Raw genomic sequence first — 21,422 nt, 5'->3', positions numbered from 1 at the left:
CCGGCCTGCGCTACTGGCCCCCGCCCAGCGTGAACAGCATGTAGATGAAGGCCGCGAGGGCGTGTCCCGCGAAGACGTAGACGAGGACGCGGACCCAGATGCCGCGCGGCAGCTTGTCCTCGATGTCGCGCCGGGCGGACCGCCCGGCCGGCTCGACGTGCTCGGTCGTGTCGCTCATGTCGCTCATCTCGCTCATGTCAGGCCTCCCGGATCGGGCCCGCGGCCGGGCCGAGGCAGAGCGCCGCGGTCGGGCTCTGCAGCAGGGTGTGTACGAAGAGGAGCTCGGCCCCGCTCTCGTCCGCGGCGGCGATCCGGTGCGGGGTGAGCGAGTCGAAGTGGGCGCTGTCCCCCGGGTCGAGCCGGTAGGACGTGTCGCCGAGGCGCAGCCTGAGCCGTCCTTCGAGGACGTAGAGCCACTCCTCGCCGGGATGCACGCGCACGATGTCGCCCTGGGAGCCGTACGGCACGTGGACCCGCAGGGCCTGCATGCCGCGGCCGGGGGCCCCGGCCTGGAAGTACGTCCAGCCGCCCGCCTCGGTGGCTTCCATGGTCCGCGCCCTGACGACGGACTCGCGGTCGGCCGGCGTCTCGCCGAGGAGTTCCGAGACCGTCGTACCGTAGATACGGGCGAGGGCGAGCAGCATCGGCAGCGAGGGCTGGCGCTGGCCGGTCTCCAGGCGGGACAGATGCGCCGGGGAGAGACCGGCGGAGCGGGCCGCGACCTCCAGGGTGAGGGAGGCGCGGCGGCGCAGGGCGCGCAGCTGGGGCGCTACGGCGGGCAGCTCCGGGGGTTCCGGAACCTCCTCCGGGAGGGCAGGGCTCATGCTCTCGATTCAGCCAGAACCCTGCCCCAGCGGCAAATTCTTTGCCTCAGAGGCAAACCGCCTCGTCGTCGCTCAGCGGTTGGCCACCGCCTGCTTGATCAGCGTCTTGCTGAAGTCCCACATGAGCCCGCCACCGCTGTGCGCGTCGTCCATGACGGCGGTGAACGCCTCCACGAATCGTGCCACATCGGCCTCGTCCACGACGAGCGGCGGGATCAGCTTGATCACTTCGAGGTGATCGCCGGAGACCTGGGTGAGGATCCGGTGCTTCTGCAGCAGCGGCACGACGACCATCTGCGCGAACAGGCCCTTGCGCGCGGCCTGCAGCATCGTCCAACGACTGCGCAGCTTCAGGGACTTGGGCCTGCCGAACTCGATGCCGATCATCAGGCCGCGGCCCCGCACGTCGCTGAGCAGCTCGTAGCGGTCGACGAGCGCGGCGAGCCGGGACCGCAGGAGGTCGCCCATGGCGCGGGCGTTCGCGACGGTCTGGTCGTCCTCCATGACCGACAGGACGGCGAGCCCGGCGGCCATGGCCTGCGCGTTGGACCCGAAGCTCGCCGAGTGCACGAGGACCCGGTCCATGGACGAGTAGACCTTCTTGAAGATCCAGTCCTTGCCGAGCGTGGCGCCCACCGGGACGTAGCCGCCCGACAGCGCCTTCGCCACGCACACCAGGTCAGGCTCGACGCCGTCCTCGTGCTGGTACGCGTAGAAGTCGCCGGTGCGGCCGAGCCCGGTCTGCACCTCGTCGGCGATGAGCAGTGCCTTGTGCTTGTGCAGGAGTTCCTGGGCGGCCCGCAGATAGCCGGGCGGCGCCTCGTGCACGCCCTTGCCCTGGATCGGCTCGACGATCAGACCGGCGACGTCGCCCTTCTTCAACTCCCGTGCCAGGGCGTCGAGATCGCCGAGCGGGACGGCGGTGTCGGGCAGCAGCGGGGCGAAGCCGTCGCGGAACCCGTCCTCGCCGTTGACCGACAGCGAGCCGGTGGTCAGGCCGTGGAAGGCGTGCACGCAGTACAGGACCCGCGGCTTCCCGGTCGCGTACCGCGCGAACTTCAGCGCCGTCTCCACGGCCTCCGTCCCGCTGTTGCCGAAGAACACCCGGTCCAGGTGCGGGCTGTGCGCGATCAGCTTCTCGGCGAGCAGGCCCGGCAGCGGCTGGCAGTCGAACCGGGTCAGGTCCGCGAGCGAGGCGTCGAGGACGTCGTGCAGCGCCTTGCGCACGACGGGGTGGTGACGGCCCAGGCCCATGACGCCGAAACCGGCGAGCATGTCCAGGTAGTCGTTGCCGTCCGCGTCCCAGAAGTGCGCGCCCTCGGCCCGCTCGTAGACCTTGTCGAAGCCGATGGTGTGCAGCATCTTCGGCAGCTGGTGGTTGAGGTACCTGGCGTGCAGCTCGTACCGTTCGGCGCCGCGCTCGGCCAGCAGCGTGCCGAGGTCGAACTCCTTGCTCATGCGTCGTTCTCCTTGCCGGCCCTGCGGCCGAGACTCGTACCGATCCGCCCCGCGATCTCGACGGGCGTCAGACCGATGTCGGCGAGCACCTCGCCCCGTTTCGCGTGCGCCAGGAACTGCTCCGGGATGCCGAACCGCCGTACGGGGACGTCGACGTCGGCCTCCCCCAGGGCGAGCGCGACGGCCGAACCGACGCCTGCCGCCTTGCTGTTGTCCTCGACCACGGCGACGAGGTCGTGCGCGGCGGCCAGCGGCGCGAGGTCCGGGTCGACCGGCTTGACCCAGCGCGGGTCCACGACCGTGCAGCCGATGCCGCGCGCCGCGAGCAGCTCGGCCGTCTGCAGACAGACCGGGGCCATCACGCCGACGGACACCAGCAGCACCCGCGGGTCCTGGCCCCGGTGCAGCACGTCCATGCCGCCCACCCGGTCCACCGCCGGGATCGCCGGGCCGACCGACTCCTTCGGGAACCGCAGCATGGTCGGCGCGTCGTCCACGGCGACGGCCTCGCGGAGCTGGGCGCGCAGCTGGTCGGCGTCGCGCGGCGCGGCGATCCTGAGGCCCGGCACGACCTGGAGGACGGACATGTCCCACATGCCGTTGTGCGAGGCGCCGTCGACGCCGGTCACCCCGGCCCGGTCGAGCACGAAGGTCACCCCGCAGCGGTGCAGCGCGACGTCCATGAGCAGCTGGTCGAAGGCCCGGTTGAGGAAGGTCGCGTAGACGGCGACCACGGGGTGCAGCCCGCCGGTCGCGAGCCCGGCGGCCGAGACGGCGGCGTGCTGTTCCGCGATGCCGACGTCCCACACCCGGTCGGGGAACTCCTCGGCGAACCGGGTGAGACCCACCGGGTGCAGCATGGCGGCCGTGATCGCGACGACGTCCTCCCGCTCGCGCCCGATCGCGGCGATCTCGTCGCCGAACACCGAGGTCCAGGACGGCCCGTTGGACGGCGCGAGGGGCTCGCAGGTGAGCGGGTCCATCACGCCGACGGTGTGGAACCGGTCGGCCTCGTCGGCGAGCGCGGGTTCGTAGCCGCGCCCCTTCTCGGTCAGACAGTGCACGAGCACCGGCCCGTGGAAGCGCTTCGCCCGCCGCAGCGCCGACTCGACGGCTCCGACGTCGTGCCCGTCGATCGGCCCCACGTACTTCAGGCCCAGGTCCTCGAACATGCCCTGCGGCGCGAACGCGTCCTTGAAGCCCTTCTTCGCACCGTGCAGCGACTCGTACACGGTGTGCCCGACGACCGGGGTGCGCAGCAGCACGTCCTTGCCCCAGGCCAGCACCTTCTCGTACGAGTCGGTGGTCCTGAGGGTCGCCAGGTGGTTGGCGAGGCCGCCGATGGTCGGCGCGTACGAGCGCTCGTTGTCGTTGACGACGATGATCAGCGGCCGGTCCTTGGCGGCCGCGATGTTGTTCAGCGCCTCCCACGCCATGCCGCCGGTCAGCGCCCCGTCGCCGATGACGGCGACGACGTGGCCGCGCTCCCCCTGCACCTGCCGCGCCTTGGCGAGGCCGTCGGCCCAGCCGAGCGCCGTCGAGGCGTGCGAGTTCTCGACGATGTCGTGCTCGGACTCCTCGCGGGACGGATAGCCCGACAGGCCGCCCTTCCCGCGCAGCTTGCTGAAGTCCTGACGGCCCGTCAGCAGCTTGTGCACATAGCTCTGGTGGCCGGTGTCCCAGACGAGCCGGTCCACCGGTGACTCGAAGACCCGGTGCAGTGCGATGGAGAGCTCCACCACGCCCAGGTTCGGTCCGAGATGGCCGCCGGTCCTCGCCACCGCGTGGATCAGGAACTCCCTGATCTCCGCGGCCAGTTCGTCGAGCTCCTCCTCGCTCAGCGCTTTCAGGTCGCGCGGCCCCCGGATGGTTTCCAGAATCGTCACGCTCGAGCCCCCTTCCCGTCCGTCCTCAAGAACTCAGCTCACGGTGACGTCGGGCGGGCCCGACGCGACGCCGTCCTGCTCCATCTGCTCGGCGATCCTCATCGCCTCCTCGATGAGCGTCTCCACGATCCTCGACTCGGGCACGGTCTTGACGACCTCGCCCTTCACGAAGATCTGCCCCTTGCCGTTCCCCGACGCGACGCCGAGGTCCGCCTCGCGCGCCTCGCCCGGACCGTTCACCACGCACCCCATGACGGCCACCCGCAGCGGCACCTCCATGCCGTCGAGCCCGGCGGTCACCTCGTCGGCGAGCTTGTACACGTCGACCTGGGCCCGTCCGCACGACGGGCAGGACACGATCTCCAGCCGCCGCTGCCGCAGCCCGAGCGACTCCAGGATCTGGATGCCGACCTTGCACTCCTCGGCGGGCGGCGCCGACAGCGAGACGCGGATCGTGTCGCCGATGCCCTCGGACAGCAGCGCCCCGAAGGCGACGGCCGACTTGATGGTCCCCTGGAACGCGGGACCGGCCTCCGTGACCCCCAGGTGCAGCGGATAGTCGCAGGCGGCGGCGAGCTGCCGGTAGGCGTTCACCATCACCACGGGGTCGTTGTGCTTCACCGAGATCTTGAGGTCGCGGAAGCCGTGCTCCTCGAAGAGCGACGCCTCCCACAACGCCGACTCGACGAGCGCCTCGGGGGTCGCCTTCCCGTACTTCTGGAGCAGCCGCCGGTCCAGCGAGCCGGCGTTGACGCCGATCCGGATCGGGGTGCCCGCGTCCGCGGCGGCCCGCGCGATCTGCTTCACCTGGTCGTCGAACTTCTTGATGTTGCCCGGGTTCACCCGGACCGCCGCGCACCCGGCGTCGATGGCGGCGAAGACGTACTTCGGCTGGAAGTGGATGTCGGCGACGACCGGGATCTGCGACTTGCGCGCGATGGTCGCGAGCGCGTCCGCGTCGTCCTGCGTGGGGCACGCCACCCGCACGATCTGACAGCCGGCGGCGGTCAGTTCGGCGATCTGCTGCAGCGTGGCCCCGATGTCCGAGGTCCGCGTCGTCGTCATCGACTGCACGGACACCGGTGCGCCGCCTCCCACGGCCACCGGTCCGACCTGGATCTGACGGCTGACCCGCCGTTCTGCGATCGGTCGGACCGGTACCTCGGGGAGGCCCAGTGAGACGGGCTCTCCGGAACTCATGACGTGGTCACCCGCGATTCGACGCGACGGTCTCGGTCATGGCCCGCAGCGACTCCTTGAGCGAGCCCATGGTGGCGAGGACGGCGGTCGGCTCGTAGCCGCAGTGCGCCATGCAGTTGGCGCAGCGCGGGTCCTTGCCGCGACCGTACGCGTCCCAGTCGGTCTTCTCGATGAGCTCCTTGTACGTGGTCACGTACCCGTCGCTCATGAGGTAGCAGGGCTTCTGCCAGCCGAACAGGGAGTAGTTCGGGATGGCCCACGCCGTGCACGGGAAGTCGACCTTGCCCTCGAGGAAGTCGAGGAACAGGGGCGAGTGGTTGAGCCGCCAGCGCCGCCGGTTGCCGCCCGCGAAGGCCTTCTTGAACAGCTCGCGGGTCTGTGTGACCCCGAGGAAGTGCTCCTGGTCGGGAGCCTTCTCGTAGGCGTACGCGGGCGAGATCATCATCTCGTCGACCGCGAGGTCGTCGTTGAGGTAGTTGAGCACCTCGACGATGTTCTGCGGGGTGTCCGTGTTGAAGAAGGTCGAGTTCGTGGTGACCCGGAAGCCGCGCCGCTTGGCCTCCTTGATCGCCTCGACCGCCTCGTCGAAGACGCCTTCCTTGGCGACGGACTCGTCGTGCCGCTCCCGCATGCCGTCGATGTGCACGGTGAAGGCGAAGTACGGGGACGGCTTGAACTTGTCCAGCTTCTTGCGCAGCAGCATCGCGTTGGTGCAGAGGAAGACGTACTTCTTCCTGGCCACCAACTGCCGCACGATCTCGTCGATCTGAGGGTGCATCAGCGGCTCGCCGCCGGCGATGGACACCATCGGCGCGCCGGACTCGAGGACGGCGCCGACGGCCTGCGCGACGGGCATGCGCTGCTTGAGCACCCCGGCCGGGTGCTGGATCTTTCCGCAGCCCTCGCACTTCAGGTTGCAGGCGAAGAGCGGCTCGAGTTCGACAATGAGCGGAAACTTGTCCCGCTTGCGGATCTTCTGTTCAGCGAGATATGTCGCAACCTTGATGGACTGACGCAGCGGCATGGCCATCTGGGCTCACCTCCGAGGGAGCAGCAAAGAACGGTGCCATTCGAAAAAAGCGGGAAGGACGGCACGAAGGACACGGAAAGCCGATAGTCCACCGCGAAACGTGCCGATCCGGACGAGTTCATGTTCTGGAGCGTCCACGACCACCCGGACGGCCGCAACAGGACGGCCCTCCTGCGCGGCGGCCGTGCGCAGCGTGGCCGCCGACTCCATGTCGACCGCGATCGCGCCGGTCGCGAGCAGGTCACCGCGCTCGTGACCGCGCACGACGTGGTCCGAACCGGTGAGCGGGCCGGTGTGCACGGTTCTCCCGGGCACGGCCTTGACCAGCTCCTTGACCAGGAGTTCCGTACCGGCGCACGGCGTGCTGCCGTGCGCGTCGCGGGTCTCCTCGGCCACGACCAGGTCACCGGGGTGCATGCCGGGCGCGAGCCCGGCGCAGAACCCGGTGGCGAGCACGGCGGCGTCGCTGAGCGCGGCGTCGCCGAGGGCGCGCGTCATGGCCCGTTCGGCGGCCCTGGGACCCATGCCCGTACGGAGCAGGGTCACCGGGGTCCGCGCACCGGCACGGCTGCCGGTGCGCAGCGCGAAGTGCTCGATGCCCAGCGCGCAGGCGACGAGCAGTGGCGCGGTCTCCGGCGGGCGCGGGCCCGCCGGGTTGCCGGTCATCAGCTCCCCTTGGCGGACACGTCGGCGGACACGGTGGCGGACACCTTGGCGGAGACGTTGGGTCCCTGGGCGCTGAAGGGCTCGCCGTGGACGTACCGGCCGAGCGCGGTCAGCGGGAACACCTGCCGGTACAGGTGGTAGTTGATCGAGAAGTCCCAGGGGAAGCCGGTGCCGGTGAAGTACGGCTCGTCCCAGGTGCCGTCCTCGGTCTGGGTCTCGACGAGGAAGGCGATCCCCCGCTCGACGGCCTTGGAGTCCCGCTCGCCGGCCGAGAGCAGCGCCATCAGCGCCCACCCGGTCTGCGAGGCGGTGGAGACGCCGTGGCCCTTCCAGTCCTCGTAGCGGTACGAGCGCAGGTCCTCGCCCCAGCCGCCGTCGTCGTTCTGCACCGACTCCAGCCAGTCGACCGCGCGCCGGATCGCGGGGTGCGAGGCGGGCAGCCCGGCCGCGACGAGCGCGGGCAGCACCGATCCGGTCCCGTAGACGTAGTTGACGCCCCAGCGGCCGAACCAGGCGCCGTTCGGCTCCTGTTCGGCGAGCAGCCACTCGATGCCGCGGCGGGTGCGCGGATCGTGCGACATGCCCTCGACGGCGAGCATCTCGACGACGTGTCCGGTGACGTCGGCGGACGGCGGGTCGATGACCTCGCCGAAGTCGCAGAACGGCAGCCGGTTGGGGAACGGGCTGGTGTTGTCGACGTCGAAGGCGGCCCACGCCCCGTTCCTCGACTGCATCCCGAGGTTCCAGCGCACCCCCCGCTCGATGGCCTTCTCCATCCGCACCGTGTCGGGGTGCCGGACGCGGCGCAGGGCGAGCACGACCTCCGCCGTGTCGTCGATGTCGGGGTAGTTGTCGTTGTGGAACTCGAACGCCCAGCCACCGGGCTCGACGCGCGGCTTGCGCACCGACCAGTCGCCGGGCCGGTCGATCTGCTCGTCCAGCATCCACGTCGCGGCCCTGATGAGGGCCGGGTGGTCGGCGGGCAGCCCCGCGTCGGCGAGCGCGATCGTCGCGAGGCAGGTGTCCCACACCGGCGACTGGCAGGCCTCGATCATCCGGGCCCCGTCCTCGCGCCACACGGCGAACCGGTCCAGGGACTCCAACCCGGCCTTCAGGACCGGGTGTTCGAGGTCGTAGCCGAGCAGGTGCAGGGCGATGACCGAGTAGACGGCCGGCGGCTGGATGCCGCCCCAGCAGCCGTCGTTCTCCTGCCGTTCGATGATCCAGCGGGCCGCGGAGTTCATGGCGGCCTTGCGCAGCCGCTTGAGCGCCACCTTCTGGTAGCCGTGCATGAGCTTGTCGAGCCGCTGGAACGCGCCGTCCCAACTCGCCACGGGGGCGAGGGGTTTGACGGGGTTGGGGTTCCGGGCGTCGGCGTGCAGCTCGTCGAGCGGGAACGGTGCGGGCCGCACCGGGCGTTTCGCGGACACGATGGTGAGCGGCACGATGGTCTGCCGCGCCCAGCATCCGAAGTCGTAGATGTTGAGCGGCATCCACTTCGGGAAGTAGATGAGCTCCGGCGGGAGTTCGGGGAGGTCGTCCCACTTCCACCAGCCGAACAGGGCGAGCCAGATCCGGGTGAAGACGCGGCTCGCGGCGATGCCGCCGCGCTCGCGGATCCAGGCGGAGGCCCTGGCCATGTGCGGGTCGTCGGGTGCGTCGCCGGCCAGCCGCAGGGCGACGTACGCCTCGATGGTGGTGGAGAGTTCGCCCGGTCCGCCGTGGAAGGTGGCCCAGGTGCCGTCGTCGCGCTGCTCGCCGCGGATGAAGAGGGCGGCGGCGGCGGTGGTGGCCTCGTCGCGGATGCCCAGGAACTGGCGGAGCAGCAGGTCCTCGGCGTCCATCGTGACGTTGGTGTCGAGGTCGCCCTTCCACCAGCCCCGGTCGTCCTGTCGGGCCAGCAGGAAGTCCGTGGCGCGCTGTATGGCCCGGTCGGCGGCGCCGTGCGTCCCGGCCGCCTCGGGGGTCGTGTCGGTCAGTGGGGCAGTGGTGGCCGAGGTCGCTTCGGGAGCTACTGCTCCGGTGCTTCCGTCGGTCGTCGCTGTCATGGCTATCCCTTCATGCAGTGGTGCTGATGCTGGGTAACCGTCGGCCGATGCCCTGGAGGGACACCGGCCGGCGACGCGAGTCATATGCGGCCGATAGTGATCATCTCTTCCGTACGACGACGAAGTCGGCGAGCGCCGCGAACTGGGCGCGCACCGTGGCTGGCATCTGGACGGAGTCCAGCGCTTCGAGGGCGACCGTGTGCTGGCGCCTGGCCTCCTCGGCGGTCCACTCGCGCCCGCCGGCCTCCTCGATGAGGGCGGCGCGGGCGGCGAAGTCCGCCTCGGTGAAGGTGTCGAAATCGGCGTTCTTGGCGTCCTCGGCGAGGATCTCGCCGAGCCGCTCGGAGGCCGGGCCGCCCGCGCCGAGCGCGGCGACGACCGGCAGCGACTTCTTGCGCTGGCGCAGGTCGCTCCAGGTCTGCTTGCCGGTGGACTCGGGGTCGCCCCAGATGCCGAGCAGGTCGTCGACGGCCTGGAAGGCGAGACCCAGGTGGTAGCCGTACTTCTCCAGGGCGTCGGCCGTCACGTCGTCGGCGCCGCCGAGGACCGCGCCGATGGAGGAGGCGCAGGCGAGCAGGGCGCCCGTCTTGTTGCCCTCCATCTCCAGGCACTCCACGACGCTGACGCGCTCGCGGTGCTCGTAGGAGATGTCCTGCGCCTGTCCGTCGATGAGGGCCCGGGTGGCCGTGGTGAGCCGGCGCGTGGCGCGGCCGGCGTCCACGGACTCCAGTTCCAGCAGTATTTCGTTGGCGAGGGCGAACAGGGCGTCGCCCACCAGGATCGCCTGGGCCGGGCCGTGCACCTTCCACACGGTGTCGCGGTGTCGGCGCTGCTCGTCGCCGTCCATCAGGTCGTCGTGCAGCAGCGAGAAGTTGTGCACGAGCTCGACCGCGACGGCGCCGGGGACCCCGACCTCGGGGGCGGCACCCGCGGCCTGCGCGGAGAGCACGGCGAGGGCCGGTCGCACGGCCTTGCCGCCGTCGCCGTCCGCCGGGTTGCCCTCGGCGTCGATCCAGCCGAAGTGGTAGGCGGCGACGGTGTCCATGGGCGGTGCGAGGCGGTCGACCGCCTTCTTGAGGACCGGTGTGGCCAGGGTTCGGCCGCGCTCCAGAAGCGCGGTCACGTCCACCGCGTCGGCAGCCTGCTCGGCCGAGGGCACAGGTGGCACAGTCTCTCCTTGATATGGCGTTCCAGCCGGTGTCGGCGTTCCTACCGTGGGAAGTTCGATGCTCACGCCGCCTCCCGGTACAGATGGCCGCGCGGGCGGCCGAGTGCGGCGAGCGCCGCGTCCGCGGCGCTGACACCGCTGCGGACCGCGCTTTCCATGGTCGCGGGCCACCCGGTGGCGGTCCACGCGCCGGCCAGGTAGAGGCCGGAGGCTCGGGTGCGGGCCGAGGGCCGCAGGGCGCCGACGCCGGGGGTCGGCGCGAAGGTCGCCGTCCGCTCCCGGGTGACGAAGAAGTCGTGGATCTTCGCGCCGCGCGCGGCGGGCAGCAGCCGCTCCAGCTCGGGCAGGTAGCGCTCGCGCAGCACGGCGACGGGCGCGTCGATCTCGTCCTGGGCGGCCGACTGGGAGACCGCGAGGTACTGGCCCTCGGTCAGGCCGGAGGCGTCGGTCCGGTCGAAGACCCACTGCACCGGGGAGCCGAGCGCCGTGAAGAAGGGCCGCTTGAGGACCTTGCGGTCGTAGACGACGTGCAGGTTCAGGATCGGCGCGGTGCCGATCCCGAGCAGCCGGTCCTGATCGTCGAGCGCGCCGTCGGGCAGCAGGTCGTGGGTCTCGCGCTGCGGTACGGCGAGCACGACGGTGTCGGCCGTGACGGTCCGGCCGGCCCCGTCCGGTCCCTCGGGAACCTCGACGGCCCAACGCCCGTTCTCCGTACGGGAGATGGAGGTGACGCGTGTACGGAGTTCGGTACGCACGCCCGCGGTGTCGAGCGCCTTGCGGGCGAGAGTGTCGTGGAGTTCACCGAGGGGTACGCGGGCCCACCCGATGTCGGCGGCACCGGGGTCGGACAGCAGCCCGGTCTTGAACACCATGGCGGCGAGCCCGAGCGAGGACTCCCCCGCCACCGCGTTCAGGGTCGCGACGCCGACCAGGTCCCACAGCGCCTCGATGGCCCGCTGCGACTGACCGTGCTCGGCCAGCCAGGAGCCGAAGTCCCGCTCGTCGAGCGCCGGATCGGTGAGGTCGAGGCCCTTGAGGGCGAGCGCGGCCCGGCCGACGTTGGCCCGCTCGGCCAGCGACAGATGCGGGTAGGTGGCCAGACTCCTGGCCAGGTGCAGCGGTACGGGCAGTGCCGTGCGCCGCAGCCGTCCGAGCCGGTTCTTCTCGGCGTCCAGCACCGGCACGTCGAGACGTTCCTGCAGGGGCGCGAGCGACGTGGCGTCGATGCGGTCGAGGAACCAGCGGTAGGCGGTGCAGCAGCGCAGGTACACGTGCTGGCCGTTGTCCACGGTGAGGTCGCCGCGCTTGAAGGAGAAGGCGAGTCCGCCGAGCCGGGGGCGGCCTTCCAGGAGCGTGACGTCCATGCCCCCGTCGGCGAGCGAGAGCGCCGCGGTGACTCCCGCGATCCCGCCCCCGACGACCACCGCGGTGGGCCGTTCGTGGGACGCGGCGGAATCCGCGTCGAGCTCCTCGGGAGCCGTGTTGCCGTGGGTCATGCACCTTCCCCCTCGACGGTGCCGATGGTGCGTACGGCCAGCGTGCGGCGGGGTTCGACGGGTGTGACGAACACGTGACCGGCCGTTGCATGCAGGGACGCCGCGCCACCCCGGAGGGTTGCGCGCCATGTCGCGGCGGTGCCGACATCCCGTGCCCGAATGCCCATCAGGCGCGCCTCCTGAGGGCGGTACGGGAGACGGTGCGGGTGTCGAGGCCGGACAGGCCGCGCACGGCGACGTACGCCTTCTCGCGCCCGGGCAGCGAGACGCGGCCGCGCAGCACGGCCTCGGGCTCGCGCTCGATGCGGTCGAGCAGCCGCCGGTAGATGCCGGCCATCGCCGCGACGCAGGCGCCGGACCTGCGGTCGAGCAGCGGCAGCAGCTGGTAGCCCTCGGCGAACAGGGCACGGGCGCGGCGCACCTCGAAGTGCACGAGCCCGGCGAAGTCCGAACCGGGCGGCGGCGTCGGCCCGTCGAACCCGGCCGAGCAGCCGAACTTGGCGAGGTCGTCGGCGGGCAGATAGGTCCGGCCGTCGGCGGCGTCCTCGCGCACGTCGCGCAGGATGTTCGTCAGTTGGAGCGCGAGCCCGAGCGTGTCCGCATACTCGGGCGCGCGGTCGGCACCGCGCGCCCCCGGTTCGGTCCCGAACACGCCCAGGGAGACCCGGCCGATGGCGCCCGCGACGCACCGGCAGTACACCTTCAGGTCGTCCCAGGTCTCGTACGTCTCACCGCGCAGGTCCATCAGGACGCCGTCGATGAGCTCGTCGAGACCGCCGAGCGGGATCGGGAACCGGTCGGCGGCGTGCGCGAGGGCGACGGCCACCGGATCGGTGTCGTCCTCCTCGACCTTGCCGTCGCGGACCCGCCCGAGCAGGGCTCTGGTCTCGTCGAGCCGCTGCGCCTTCACGTCGGGCGCCAGCGTGCCGTCGCCGATGTCGTCGACGCGGCGCGAGAACGCGTACACCGCCGACATGGCTCGCCGCTTGGCGGTCGGCAGCAGGCGGATCCCGTAGGCGAAATTACGGGCCTGCTGTCCGGTGACGGTCTCGCAGTAGCTGTATGCGGCGAGCACCGGTGCCGACGCGTACTGGTCAGACTCCACGGCCTTGCTCACCCCTCTCCTCGCAGAGTCGCTCCCACCTCGCGCAGCAGCCGCGGCTTGGTGGGCTTGGGCGGTCCAGAAAGTACGTCGTACCGCGCGGCGGTGATCGCGTGGACCGCCGCCTTCCCCCCTGCCACGAACCCGGCCAGCAGCAGCTTCAGCCTGCCGTGGACGCTACCCACGAGGGGGGTGCCTTCATTCAGGAGGCGGAGGGCGCGTTCCGCTTCGAACGCGACCAGGGCGCGCACCGATGCGCCTGCGGTCGGTGCGGTGAGGTCCGACTCCTGGACGTGGAACTGTTTCATGTCCTCGGCGGGCAGATAGATCCGGTCGCGGCCGAGGTCCTCGGCGACGTCCTGGAGGTGCTCGACGATCTGCAGCCCGGTGCAGACCGCGTCCGAGCAGCGGATGCGCTCGGGGGTGGCGGTGCCGGTGATGGCCAGGACGAGACGGCCGACCGGGTTGGCGGACAGCTCGCAGTAGGCGAGCAGGTCGTCGTACGTCTCGTAGCGCGCGACGAGCTGGTCCTGGCGGTTGGCCTCGATGAGGCCGAGGAACGGCTCGGGGGTCAGCGAGCGGTGGCGGACGGTGGGCTGCAGGGCGCGCAGCAGCGGATGCCGGGGTTCGCCGTCGAAGACGCGGCGCAGGTCCGCCTCGAAGGCGTCCAGCATCGCGAGCCGGTCGTCGGCGCGGTCGGGCGCGACGCCGAGGAAGCGGGCGTCCGCGCCGCCGGGGGCGAGGTCGCCGTCGCCGATGTCGTCGACCAGCCGCGCGTACCCGTAGACGGCCATGAGGTCGTCGCGCCAGGCGCGCGGCAGGAAGAAGGGGGCCACCGGAAAGTTCTCGTCGGCGGCCTTGTCGAGGGTGGCGCTCTCCGGGCTCCGAGGGCTCGCGGGGCGCACACGGGAGGTTGCGCTCACCGGGTGCGGCTCGCGTCCGGCACAACGGCGAAAGCCTCGTGGACCTGGAGAGTTTCCGTAGCCATTGCCGTCACATCTCCCGTTCTACACTGCGGACCCAATACATCCTATTTCGGACACGCCGCCCGGCCGCCCGTGCAGCCGACCCTCCCCCACCGGGCCAGGATGCCGCGCATTATCGCCCCACTTGCCGCGAATCGGCACCGGTACAGCTTACGTTGTACAACGATCGCCGCCACGTCGGGGTGTTCCGCACATCACAACAACACACCGATTGACGCCAAGATTCCTTCAGGGCAAGGAAGTTGACCCACCCTTGACCGTGATCGCCAACTAGTTGGTGACTACAGGCATATCAGAGGCCCCACCGAGTGGAGTTCGGTGGGGCCTCATATGACGCCGTCGGAAGCGGGGCGGTTACTTGCCCGTGAACTTCTCGTACTCCTTGAGTACCTCGGCCGTCGGACCGTCCATACGCAGCTCCCCGCGCTCCAGCCAGAGCACGCGGTCGCAGGTGTCGCGGATCGACTTGTTGTTGTGGCTCACCAGGAAGACCGTGCCGGCCTCCTTGCGCAGCTCGCGGATGCGGGCCTCGGAGCGCTTCTGGAACTTGCGGTCACCGGTGGCGAGCGCCTCGTCGATCATCAGCACGTCGTGGTCCTTGGCGGCCGCGATGGAGAACCGCAGGCGCGCCGCCATGCCGGACGAGTACGTGCGCATCGGCAGCGTGATGAAGTCGCCCTTCTCGTTGATCCCCGAGAAGTCCACGATCTCCTGGTAGCGCGCCTTGATCTCCTCGCGGGACATGCCCATCGCGAGACCGCCGAGGATGACGTTCCGCTCGCCCGTCAGGTCGTTCATCAGGGCCGCGTTCACCCCCAGCAGCGAGGGCTGGCCGTCGGTGTAGACCTTGCCCTTCTCGGCGGGGAGCAGGCCCGCGATGGCCCGCAGCAGCGTCGACTTGCCCGAGCCGTTCGAGCCGATCAGGCCGATGGCCTCGCCCCGGTAGGACGTGAAGGAGACGCCGCGCACGGCGTGCACCTTGCGCACGCCGCGCTCCTCGCCGCGCTTGACTATCCGGCTGAGCGCCGAGGTGGCGCTGCCCTTGCCCGTCTTCGCGCCGTTGACGCGGTAGACGATGTGCAGCTCGTCGGCGATCACCGTCGGGATGCGGGCGTCGTTCTTGTCGAGCTTGTCGAGATCAGCCACGGCCGTACCGCTCCTCGGACTTCCAGAAGTAGACGAAGCCGCCGGCGGCGACCAGCACGGCCCAGCCCAGCGCGACCGCCCAGACGTGCGGGGGCAGGTTCTCCGCGCCGTAGCCGTCGATCAGCGCGAAGCGCATCAGGTCCATGTAGATCGCGGCCGGGTTCCACTGGAGGACGTCCGCGATCCAGGTCGGCTTGTCCTTGAGCATGATCGGGATGGAGAACATCACGCCGGACGCGTACATCCAGGTGCGCATCACGAACGGCATCAGCTGCGCGAGGTCGGGCGTCTTCGAGCCGGCCCGCGCCATGATCAGCGCCAGTCCCATGTTGAAGAGGAACTGCAGCAGCAGGACCGGGATGATCAGCACCCAGGACAGGCTCGGGAAACTGCCGAAGGCGCACGCCACGATGAACAGCACGATCATCGAGAACAGCAGCTGCTGGAGCTGCTGGAGCGCGAAGGAGATCGGCAGCGAGGCGCGCGGGAAGTGCAGCGCGCGCACCAGGCCCAGGTTGCCGGAGATGGCCCGCACGCCCGCCATGACGGAGGACTGCGTGAAGGTGAAGACGAAGACACCCGTCACCAGGAACGGGATGTAGACCGACTTCTCCATCCCCCGGTTGGCACCGAGGATCAGGCCGAAGATCAAGTAGTAGACCAGCGCGTTGAGCAGCGGCGTGGCCACCTGCCAGAGCTGGCCGAGCTTGGCCTGGCTGTACTGGGCCGTCAGCTTCGCCTGCGAGAAGGCGATGATGAAGTGCCGCCGGCCCCACAGCTGCCGTACGTACTCGAACAGGCCGGGGCGGGCACCGCTGACGGTCAGACCGTACTTGGCGGCGAGCTCGGACGCGGAGAGCCCGTCGTCGGGCGACGGGGCCGCGCTCACCGCGACACCGCCGTCGTGCGTTGTCTCACTCACAAGGGGAACTTTCGTCTTCAAAAGCGCAGCCTGGTCGGGCATAGGCGGGAGCCAGGGACCGGGTTCGGCCCGATGCTCTCAGACACGAGCTTGTCAGATGACAGGAGGTCGGCCCAGTCGGGTCAGGCGCCACACCGTACGCCACTTCATGGGACGCCTCGGGCCGCAAGGCGTCGTCCAGCCTTCCTTGAATCCGCCGAACCAGGCCTTGAGGGCCGGGCCCGAGGGACGGCGGGCCAGCGTCAGGAGCAGCCAGACGCCCAGGTACACGGGGACCAGGGGCGCGGGCAGGTTCCGGCGGGCCAGCCAGACCCGGTTGCGGGCCACCATGCGGTGGTAGACCGCGTGCCGGGACGGCGCCGTGGTGGGGTGGTGCAGCACCATGTCGGCGCGGTAGTCGATCATCCAGCCCGCGTCGAGGGCACGCCAGGCGAGGTCGGTCTCCTCGTGGGCGTAGAAGAACTCGGCGGGCAGCGGTCCGGCCTCGGCGATGACCCGGGTGCGGACGGCGTTGGCGCCGCCCAGGAAGGTCGTCACGCGCGAGGAGCGCATCGGGTCGGCGGCGCGCAGCCGCGGCACGTGCCGGCGCTGGGTCTCGCCGGTGTCCGGGTCCGCGATCCGGAAGCTGATGATGCCGAGCTTCGGGTCGGCGGCGAAGGCCTGCCGGCACAGCTCGGCCGTGTCGGTGAGCGGCAGCAGGCCGTCGTCGTCGAGGAACAGCAGGATGTCGACGCCGGAGCCGGAGGGCCCGAAGGCCTCGATGCCGACGTTGCGGCCGCCGGGGATGCCGAGGTTCTCCGGCAGTTCGACGGTCCGGACGCCCTCGGGGACGTCCGGCACCGGCGAGCCGTTGCCGACGACGACCACCTCGACCGGGTCGCCGTCCTGCTTGGCGACCGAGTCGAGGAGGGCGCGCAGCTCGGCCGGCCGGTTGCCCATGGTGATGACGACCGCGCCGACCTTCGCCGAAGGTGTCCGCGTACTCACTTGAGCCTGCTCGACGCGAGGATCGACACGAGGTGCAGCAGGGTCTGGAGGAGCGCGATGCCCGCCAGGACGGCCACACCCAGGCGCGAGAAGAACAGGTCGCCCCGGATCTGGTCCACGATCGCGAGGACCAGGATGAGGAGCGTCGCCTCGATGCCGAGGATGAGCCGGTGGAACTTGAACGCGGCGGCGGCCCGGCGGGCCAGCGCCATGCCGGAGGAGCGCATCTCGGACGCGGACTCCTTGACCTGCTCCTTGCCGGTCGCCGCGCGGGCGAGGCCGACCAGGTCCGTCTCGGCCTTGATCATGATGGCGCCGAGCGCGGCGAGCGTGCCGAGGAAGGCCCACAGCCAGTCGATCCGGCCGTCGCCCCACAGGTCGGCGGCGCGCAGGCCGAAGCCGACGAGCACGGCGGCGTCGGTGAGGTACGCGCCGACGCGGTCCATCCAGACGCCGGCCAGCGAGTACTGCTTGCGCCAGCGGGCGATCTCGCCGTCGACGCAGTCGAGCAGCAGGTACAGCTGCACGGCGATCACCCCGAGGACCGCGCCCCAGATGCCCGGGACGAGCAGCGCGGGGGCCGCGAGGACGCCGCAGACGGTCATCAGGTAGGTCAGCTGGTTGGGCGTGACCTTGGTGTTCACCAGGTGGCGGTCGACACGCAGCGAGACCTCGCGCATGTAGAGCCGGCCCATCCAGTGCTCACCGCTCCTGCGGTCCTTCACCCCGGCGGGGTGAACGACCGGGCGGAGTTCAGCTACCGATGGCTTTTGCATAGTCGGCGTAGGCGTCCCTGATCTGGTCGGTGGACAGGTCGAGGTGTTCGAGGATCGTGTAGCGGCCGGGCCGGGTCTGCGGAGCGAACTCCACGACCTTGACGAACTCGTCCACGGTGAAGCCGATCTCCTCGGGCGTCACGGGCAGGCCGTGGCGGCGCAGCACCTCGACCATGAACGCGGACTCGTCGCGGGCACCGCGCAGGTGCATCGCGAACGCCGCGCCCAGGCCGCACTGCTCGCCGTGGCTGGCGGCGCGCTTGGGGTGGAGGAGGTCGAAGGCGTGGTTGATCTCGTGGCAGGCGCCGGAGGCCGGCCGGGAGTCGCCCGACACGGACATGGCGATGCCGGTGAGGACCAGGCCCTCGGCGAGCACCTGGAGGAAGCCGTCGTCGCCGACGCCGCCCGGGTGCCGCATGACGGCCTCGCCGGCCTGGCGGGCCATGGCGGCCGCGAGCCCGTCGATGTCCTCGCCGCGCTCACGGGCGGCGAGCTCCCAGTCCGCGACCGCGGAGATGTTGGACAGGGCGTCGCCGATGCCGGAGCGCACGAAGCGGACCGGTGCCTCACGGATGATGTCGAGGTCGATCACGACGGCGATCGGGTTCGGCACACCGTAGCTGCCGCGGCCCGCGTCGTTGTCGAGGGTCGCGACCGGGGAGCACAGGCCGTCGTGCGACAGGTTCGTCGCGACGGCGACCAGCGGCAGTCCCACCCGGGCCGCGGCGAACTTGCCGCAGTCGATGATCTTGCCGCCGCCGAGGCCGACGATGGCGTCGTAGCGCCCCGCCTTCTTGACCTCGTCGGCGAGCTTGATGGCGTCGTCGAGCGTGCCGCCGCCGACCTCGAACCAGTCGGCGCGGGGCAGCGAGGGCTCGAGACGGGCGCGCAGGGCGGCGCCCGAACCACCACTGATCGCGATGGCCAGGCGCCCCGTGGACGACGAGATCCTCTGGTCGGCGAGGACCTTGGCCAGGTCGTCGAGCGCCCCCGGCCGGATGTCGACGACGACCGGCGAGGGAATGAGCCTCGTCAGTACTGGCACGCGATCTCCCGCCCCTTGGCCAGGTCGTCGTGGTTGTCGATCTCGACCCACGGGACGTCGCCGATGGGCGCGACGTCGACCTTGAAGCCGCGGTTCACGAGCTCCTGGTAGCCGTCCTCGTAGTACAGCTGCGGGTCGCGCTCGTACGTCGCCTTCAGGGCGTCGGCCAGCTCGTCGGCGGCCTCGCCCTCGATGAGGGTGACGCCGATGTACTCGCCGGTCGCCTCGGCCGGGTCCATCAGCTTCGTGATCTTGCGGACGCCCGTCTCGGGGTCCACGACGACCTTCATCTCTTCCTCGCCCAGGTTCTTCACCGTGTCGAGGGCGAGGATGATCTTCTTGCCGTCACCACGGGCGGCCAGCAGCGTCTTCTCGACGGAGACCGGGTGCACGGTGTCGCCGTTGGCGAGGATCACCGAGTGCTTGATCGCGTCGCGGCCGCACCACAGGGAGTAGGCGTTGTTCCACTTCTCGGCGATGTCGTTCTCGATCAGCGTCAGCTTCAGGCCGTACTTCGCCTCGAGCGCCGCCTTGCGCTCGTAGACGACCTCCTTGCGGTAGCCGACGATGATGCCGACCTCGGTGAGGCCGATCTCGGCGAAGTTCTTCAGGGTGAGGTCGAGGACGGAGAGCTCGTTCTCGGTTCCCTCGCCCACTACGGGCACGAGCGCCTTGGGAAGCGTCTCGGTGTAGGGGCGGAGCCGGCTGCCGGCGCCGGCGGCCAGGACGAGGCCGATCATGCGGGTTCTCCTTCATCGTGTACGGCGGGTGCTCCAGCAGAGACCCAGAAGCGGATGCTCTCGGCGAGCACCACAAGTGCCACGAGCACGGCGCAGACCGTGAGCGCGACGGTGAAATCTGTGTTTGTGAACAGCGCGGCCAGCACCGTGACCACCAGCGTTCTGCCTTCGTGCCCGCCGATCGCCCGCACCAGCCAGTGCGGGGGCGCTCCGGTGCCGCCGCGAATGCGGTACACCGTGTCGTAGTGATGGTAGGCGACGGCGGCCACCAGCCCGAAAGCCGCGGGCAAGGCCCCGTTCACCTCCGAGCGGGCCGCGAGGACCAGGATCGTCAGGTACTCGGAGGCCCGGAACAGAGGGGGAACGAGCCAGTCGAGCGCGCCCTTCAGGGGGCGGGCGACGGCGAGGCCCGACGTGACGCAGTACACGAGCGCGGCCACGATCGGCCAGCCGCTGCCGACGTCCGTGAGAGCACTCACAGTGACGACGACCACGCCGCCGAGGGCGGCGACGACGGGGGCCATGACGCCCTTGCCGGTCTTCGCGACGGCCCGGGCGATCGGGCCGGAGTCGGCGAGGTCGGCGAGGGCCTGGGCGGCCCGGTCGGTGCGGCGGGCCTTGCGGGTCAGCGAGCGGAGCAGGCGCCCCGCGGTGGTGTAGCAGGCGGCCAGCGCACAGCCGATGAGCAGGACGACGAAGGTGATGCGCGGGGTGGTCAGCGCGGTGAGGATCGCGATCAGCGCCCAGCGTTCGCCGATCGGCAGCACTATCATCCGGCGCACCCAGACCGTCCAGCCGACGCTGTCGAGCTTGTCCGAGAGGGCGGCGGTGGGGCTGGCCCCGGCCAGTTCGCCCAGTGCGCTCGCGTCGTGGTTCGCCTCGTTGAAGGAGAAGTCGACGACGTGGCGGCAGGTCTGCAGGACCATCGCGCCGAGGGCCAGGGCCCACACGTCGTCACCGTTCGCGTTCGCCGCGCCGAGCGCGAGGCCCGCGTAGTACGCGTACTCCTTGGCGCGGTCGAAGGTCGCGTCGAGCCAGGCGCCGAGCGTCGAGTACTGCAGGGAGTAGCGGGCGAGCTGCCCGTCCGTGCAGTCCAGGACGAAGGAGAAGAGCAGCAGCAGACCGGCGGCGACGAAGCCGGGCCGGGTGCCGGTGGCCGCGCAGCCCGCCGCGATCAGCGCGGTGAGCAGCGACGCGGTGGTGACCTGGTTCGGGGTCAGACCGCGCCGTGCGCACCAGCGCGCGATGTAGCGGGAGTACGGGCTGATGCAGTACGTCGTGAAGAAGCCGTCCCGCGCCTTGACCGCCGTGCGCAGCCGGATCGCCTCGTCGTCGACGGCGGCGACGGCCTGCCGGGCCTCGTTGCGGGCCTGCGGGTCGGCGGGCACCGCGGCGACGAGCTCACCGAGCTCGGGGCGGTGCACATCGGTGCCGGCCGCCTCGATGCTCTTGGCCACGGCGTCGGGGCCGGTGCCGGCCTCCTCGACCGCGCGGTTCAGGGCCGGGCGGGCGGAGGGCAGCACGGTCGTCGCGCCGGGGATCGCCGAGGCGTGGAAGCGGGGGTCGGTGAGGCCGAGCCGCAGGGCGTGGACGTGGCCCACGAAGGCGGCGTCGACGAGCGCGACCCGCTGGTCGCCCGGGACGGCGGCGAGCGCCGCTTCGGCGTCCGCGGCGCCCGGGGCGAGCCGCACGTCGAAGCCGAGTGCCCGCAGATCGCCCTCCAGGGACGACCCGGGCACCGGCTGACCGGTGACGATGGCGGTCGACAGACGAACTCACTCCTCGGGTGCCGACGCGAGCGCGCCGGGCTCATGCATGACGGGATGCCCTGGTCCGACGGAGGCGGCCGGGCGGCATGTCGGCAGAGGCTATCGGATGATGAGAAGCGGACGTTCACCGCCCGTTTACGGCCCGATTGACCCCTGTCCCACACGGTCTGCGT

At 70.8% G+C, this 21,422-nt stretch carries 19 protein-coding genes; all 19 read right to left on the bottom strand.

Going from position 1 to position 21,422, the window contains the following annotated elements; translation table 11 throughout:
• Positions 1-10: 10 nt before the first annotated feature.
• Positions 11-196 (bottom strand): DUF6126 family protein, encoded by a 186-nt coding sequence (locus tag RBJ77_RS05715; RefSeq protein ID WP_372343967.1) that lies wholly within the window; start codon positions 194-196, stop codon positions 11-13.
• 1 nt (position 197) lies between these two features.
• Positions 198-824 (bottom strand): helix-turn-helix domain-containing protein, encoded by a 627-nt coding sequence (locus RBJ77_RS05710; RefSeq protein ID WP_372343966.1) that lies wholly within the window; start codon positions 822-824, stop codon positions 198-200.
• A 72-nt stretch (positions 825-896) separates the two neighbouring features.
• Entirely contained in the window at positions 897-2,282 is a 1,386-nt protein-coding gene (locus tag RBJ77_RS05705) for an aspartate aminotransferase family protein (RefSeq protein WP_372343965.1), read from the bottom strand.
• Positions 2,279-4,168, bottom strand: a complete 1,890-nt coding sequence (gene dxs, locus RBJ77_RS05700; protein WP_372343964.1) for a 1-deoxy-D-xylulose-5-phosphate synthase — start codon at positions 4,166-4,168, stop codon at positions 2,279-2,281. Before dxs ends, RBJ77_RS05705 begins: the two co-directional genes overlap by 4 nt.
• Positions 4,169-4,201: 33 nt before the next feature.
• Entirely contained in the window at positions 4,202-5,368 is a 1,167-nt protein-coding gene (gene ispG, locus RBJ77_RS05695; RefSeq protein ID WP_372343963.1) for a flavodoxin-dependent (E)-4-hydroxy-3-methylbut-2-enyl-diphosphate synthase, read from the bottom strand.
• A gap of 7 nt (positions 5,369-5,375) precedes the next feature.
• Positions 5,376-6,398 (bottom strand): adenosyl-hopene transferase HpnH, encoded by a 1,023-nt coding sequence (gene hpnH / locus RBJ77_RS05690; RefSeq protein ID WP_372343962.1) that lies wholly within the window; start codon positions 6,396-6,398, stop codon positions 5,376-5,378.
• A 6-nt stretch (positions 6,399-6,404) separates the two neighbouring features.
• Positions 6,405-7,064: a 1-hydroxy-2-methyl-2-butenyl 4-diphosphate reductase gene (locus tag RBJ77_RS05685; protein WP_372343961.1), complete on the bottom strand. Its 660-nt coding sequence runs from the start codon at positions 7,062-7,064 to the stop codon at positions 6,405-6,407.
• Positions 7,064-9,112, bottom strand: a complete 2,049-nt coding sequence (gene shc / locus RBJ77_RS05680; RefSeq protein WP_372343960.1) for a squalene--hopene cyclase — start codon at positions 9,110-9,112, stop codon at positions 7,064-7,066. Before shc ends, RBJ77_RS05685 begins: the two co-directional genes overlap by 1 nt.
• A 100-nt stretch (positions 9,113-9,212) precedes the next feature.
• The gene (locus RBJ77_RS05675) at positions 9,213-10,271 is read right to left on the bottom strand and encodes a polyprenyl synthetase family protein (RefSeq protein WP_372343981.1); all 1,059 of its coding nucleotides are present in this window, start codon (positions 10,269-10,271) and stop codon (positions 9,213-9,215) included.
• Positions 10,272-10,342: 71 nt separating this feature from the next.
• Complete coding sequence (gene hpnE, locus RBJ77_RS05670) at positions 10,343-11,776, bottom strand: hydroxysqualene dehydroxylase HpnE (RefSeq protein ID WP_372343959.1); 1,434 nt, start codon at positions 11,774-11,776, stop codon at positions 10,343-10,345.
• A gap of 166 nt (positions 11,777-11,942) precedes the next feature.
• Positions 11,943-12,893: a presqualene diphosphate synthase HpnD gene (hpnD, locus tag RBJ77_RS05665; RefSeq protein WP_255967419.1), complete on the bottom strand. Its 951-nt coding sequence runs from the start codon at positions 12,891-12,893 to the stop codon at positions 11,943-11,945.
• The gene (hpnC, locus tag RBJ77_RS05660) at positions 12,890-13,801 is read right to left on the bottom strand and encodes a squalene synthase HpnC (protein ID WP_372343958.1); all 912 of its coding nucleotides are present in this window, start codon (positions 13,799-13,801) and stop codon (positions 12,890-12,892) included. The genes hpnD and hpnC overlap by 4 nt, the downstream gene beginning before the upstream one ends.
• A 417-nt stretch (positions 13,802-14,218) precedes the next feature.
• The gene (locus tag RBJ77_RS05655) at positions 14,219-15,010 is read right to left on the bottom strand and encodes an ABC transporter ATP-binding protein (protein WP_255967421.1); all 792 of its coding nucleotides are present in this window, start codon (positions 15,008-15,010) and stop codon (positions 14,219-14,221) included.
• Entirely contained in the window at positions 15,003-15,932 is a 930-nt protein-coding gene (locus tag RBJ77_RS05650; protein ID WP_372343957.1) for an ABC transporter permease, read from the bottom strand. Before RBJ77_RS05650 ends, RBJ77_RS05655 begins: the two co-directional genes overlap by 8 nt.
• Positions 15,933-16,025: 93 nt before the next feature.
• Positions 16,026-16,871, bottom strand: a complete 846-nt coding sequence (locus RBJ77_RS05645; protein ID WP_372343980.1) for a glycosyltransferase family 2 protein — start codon at positions 16,869-16,871, stop codon at positions 16,026-16,028.
• 44 nt (positions 16,872-16,915) lie between these two features.
• On the bottom strand, positions 16,916-17,695 hold the full coding sequence (locus tag RBJ77_RS05640) for a CDP-alcohol phosphatidyltransferase family protein (RefSeq protein ID WP_255967423.1): 780 nt from the start codon (positions 17,693-17,695) through the stop codon (positions 16,916-16,918).
• Positions 17,673-18,740, bottom strand: coding sequence for an iron-containing alcohol dehydrogenase family protein (locus tag RBJ77_RS05635; protein WP_255967424.1), 1,068 nt, complete (start codon positions 18,738-18,740; stop codon positions 17,673-17,675). Before RBJ77_RS05635 ends, RBJ77_RS05640 begins: the two co-directional genes overlap by 23 nt.
• Entirely contained in the window at positions 18,728-19,480 is a 753-nt protein-coding gene (locus RBJ77_RS05630; RefSeq protein WP_255967426.1) for a sugar phosphate nucleotidyltransferase, read from the bottom strand. The genes RBJ77_RS05635 and RBJ77_RS05630 overlap by 13 nt, the downstream gene beginning before the upstream one ends.
• Complete coding sequence (locus RBJ77_RS05625; protein ID WP_372343979.1) at positions 19,477-21,249, bottom strand: DUF5941 domain-containing protein; 1,773 nt, start codon at positions 21,247-21,249, stop codon at positions 19,477-19,479. The genes RBJ77_RS05630 and RBJ77_RS05625 overlap by 4 nt, the downstream gene beginning before the upstream one ends.
• Between the last annotated feature and the right edge of the window lie 173 nt (positions 21,250-21,422).

The organism is Streptomyces sp. KL116D, from assembly GCF_030766975.1.
GTDB lineage: Bacteria > Actinomycetota > Actinomycetes > Streptomycetales > Streptomycetaceae > Streptomyces > Streptomyces longispororuber_A.
This window is presented reverse-complemented; position numbering and strand designations above follow the sequence as displayed.

Bases quoted from the DNA above. Each gene is read 5' to 3' on its own strand.
- RBJ77_RS05710 (WP_372343966.1), bottom strand. From the start codon at position 824: ATGAGCCCTGCCCTCCCGGAGGAGGTTCCGGAACCCCCGGAGCTGCCC.
- ispG (WP_372343963.1), bottom strand. From the start codon at position 5,368: ATGAGTTCCGGAGAGCCCGTCTCACTGGGCCTCCCCGAGGTACCGGTC.
- shc (WP_372343960.1), bottom strand. From the start codon at position 9,112: ATGACAGCGACGACCGACGGAAGCACCGGAGCAGTAGCTCCCGAAGCG.
- hpnH (WP_372343962.1), bottom strand. From the start codon at position 6,398: ATGGCCATGCCGCTGCGTCAGTCCATCAAGGTTGCGACATATCTCGCT.
- RBJ77_RS05705 (WP_372343965.1), bottom strand. From the start codon at position 2,282: ATGAGCAAGGAGTTCGACCTCGGCACGCTGCTGGCCGAGCGCGGCGCC.
- RBJ77_RS05685 (WP_372343961.1), bottom strand. From the start codon at position 7,064: ATGACCGGCAACCCGGCGGGCCCGCGCCCGCCGGAGACCGCGCCACTG.
- RBJ77_RS05630 (WP_255967426.1), bottom strand. From the start codon at position 19,480: ATGATCGGCCTCGTCCTGGCCGCCGGCGCCGGCAGCCGGCTCCGCCCC.
- RBJ77_RS05645 (WP_372343980.1), bottom strand. From the start codon at position 16,871: ATGGGCAACCGGCCGGCCGAGCTGCGCGCCCTCCTCGACTCGGTCGCC.
- RBJ77_RS05640 (WP_255967423.1), bottom strand. From the start codon at position 17,695: ATGCAAAAGCCATCGGTAGCTGAACTCCGCCCGGTCGTTCACCCCGCC.
- hpnE (WP_372343959.1), bottom strand. From the start codon at position 11,776: ATGACCCACGGCAACACGGCTCCCGAGGAGCTCGACGCGGATTCCGCC.
- RBJ77_RS05715 (WP_372343967.1), bottom strand. From the start codon at position 196: ATGAGCGAGATGAGCGACATGAGCGACACGACCGAGCACGTCGAGCCG.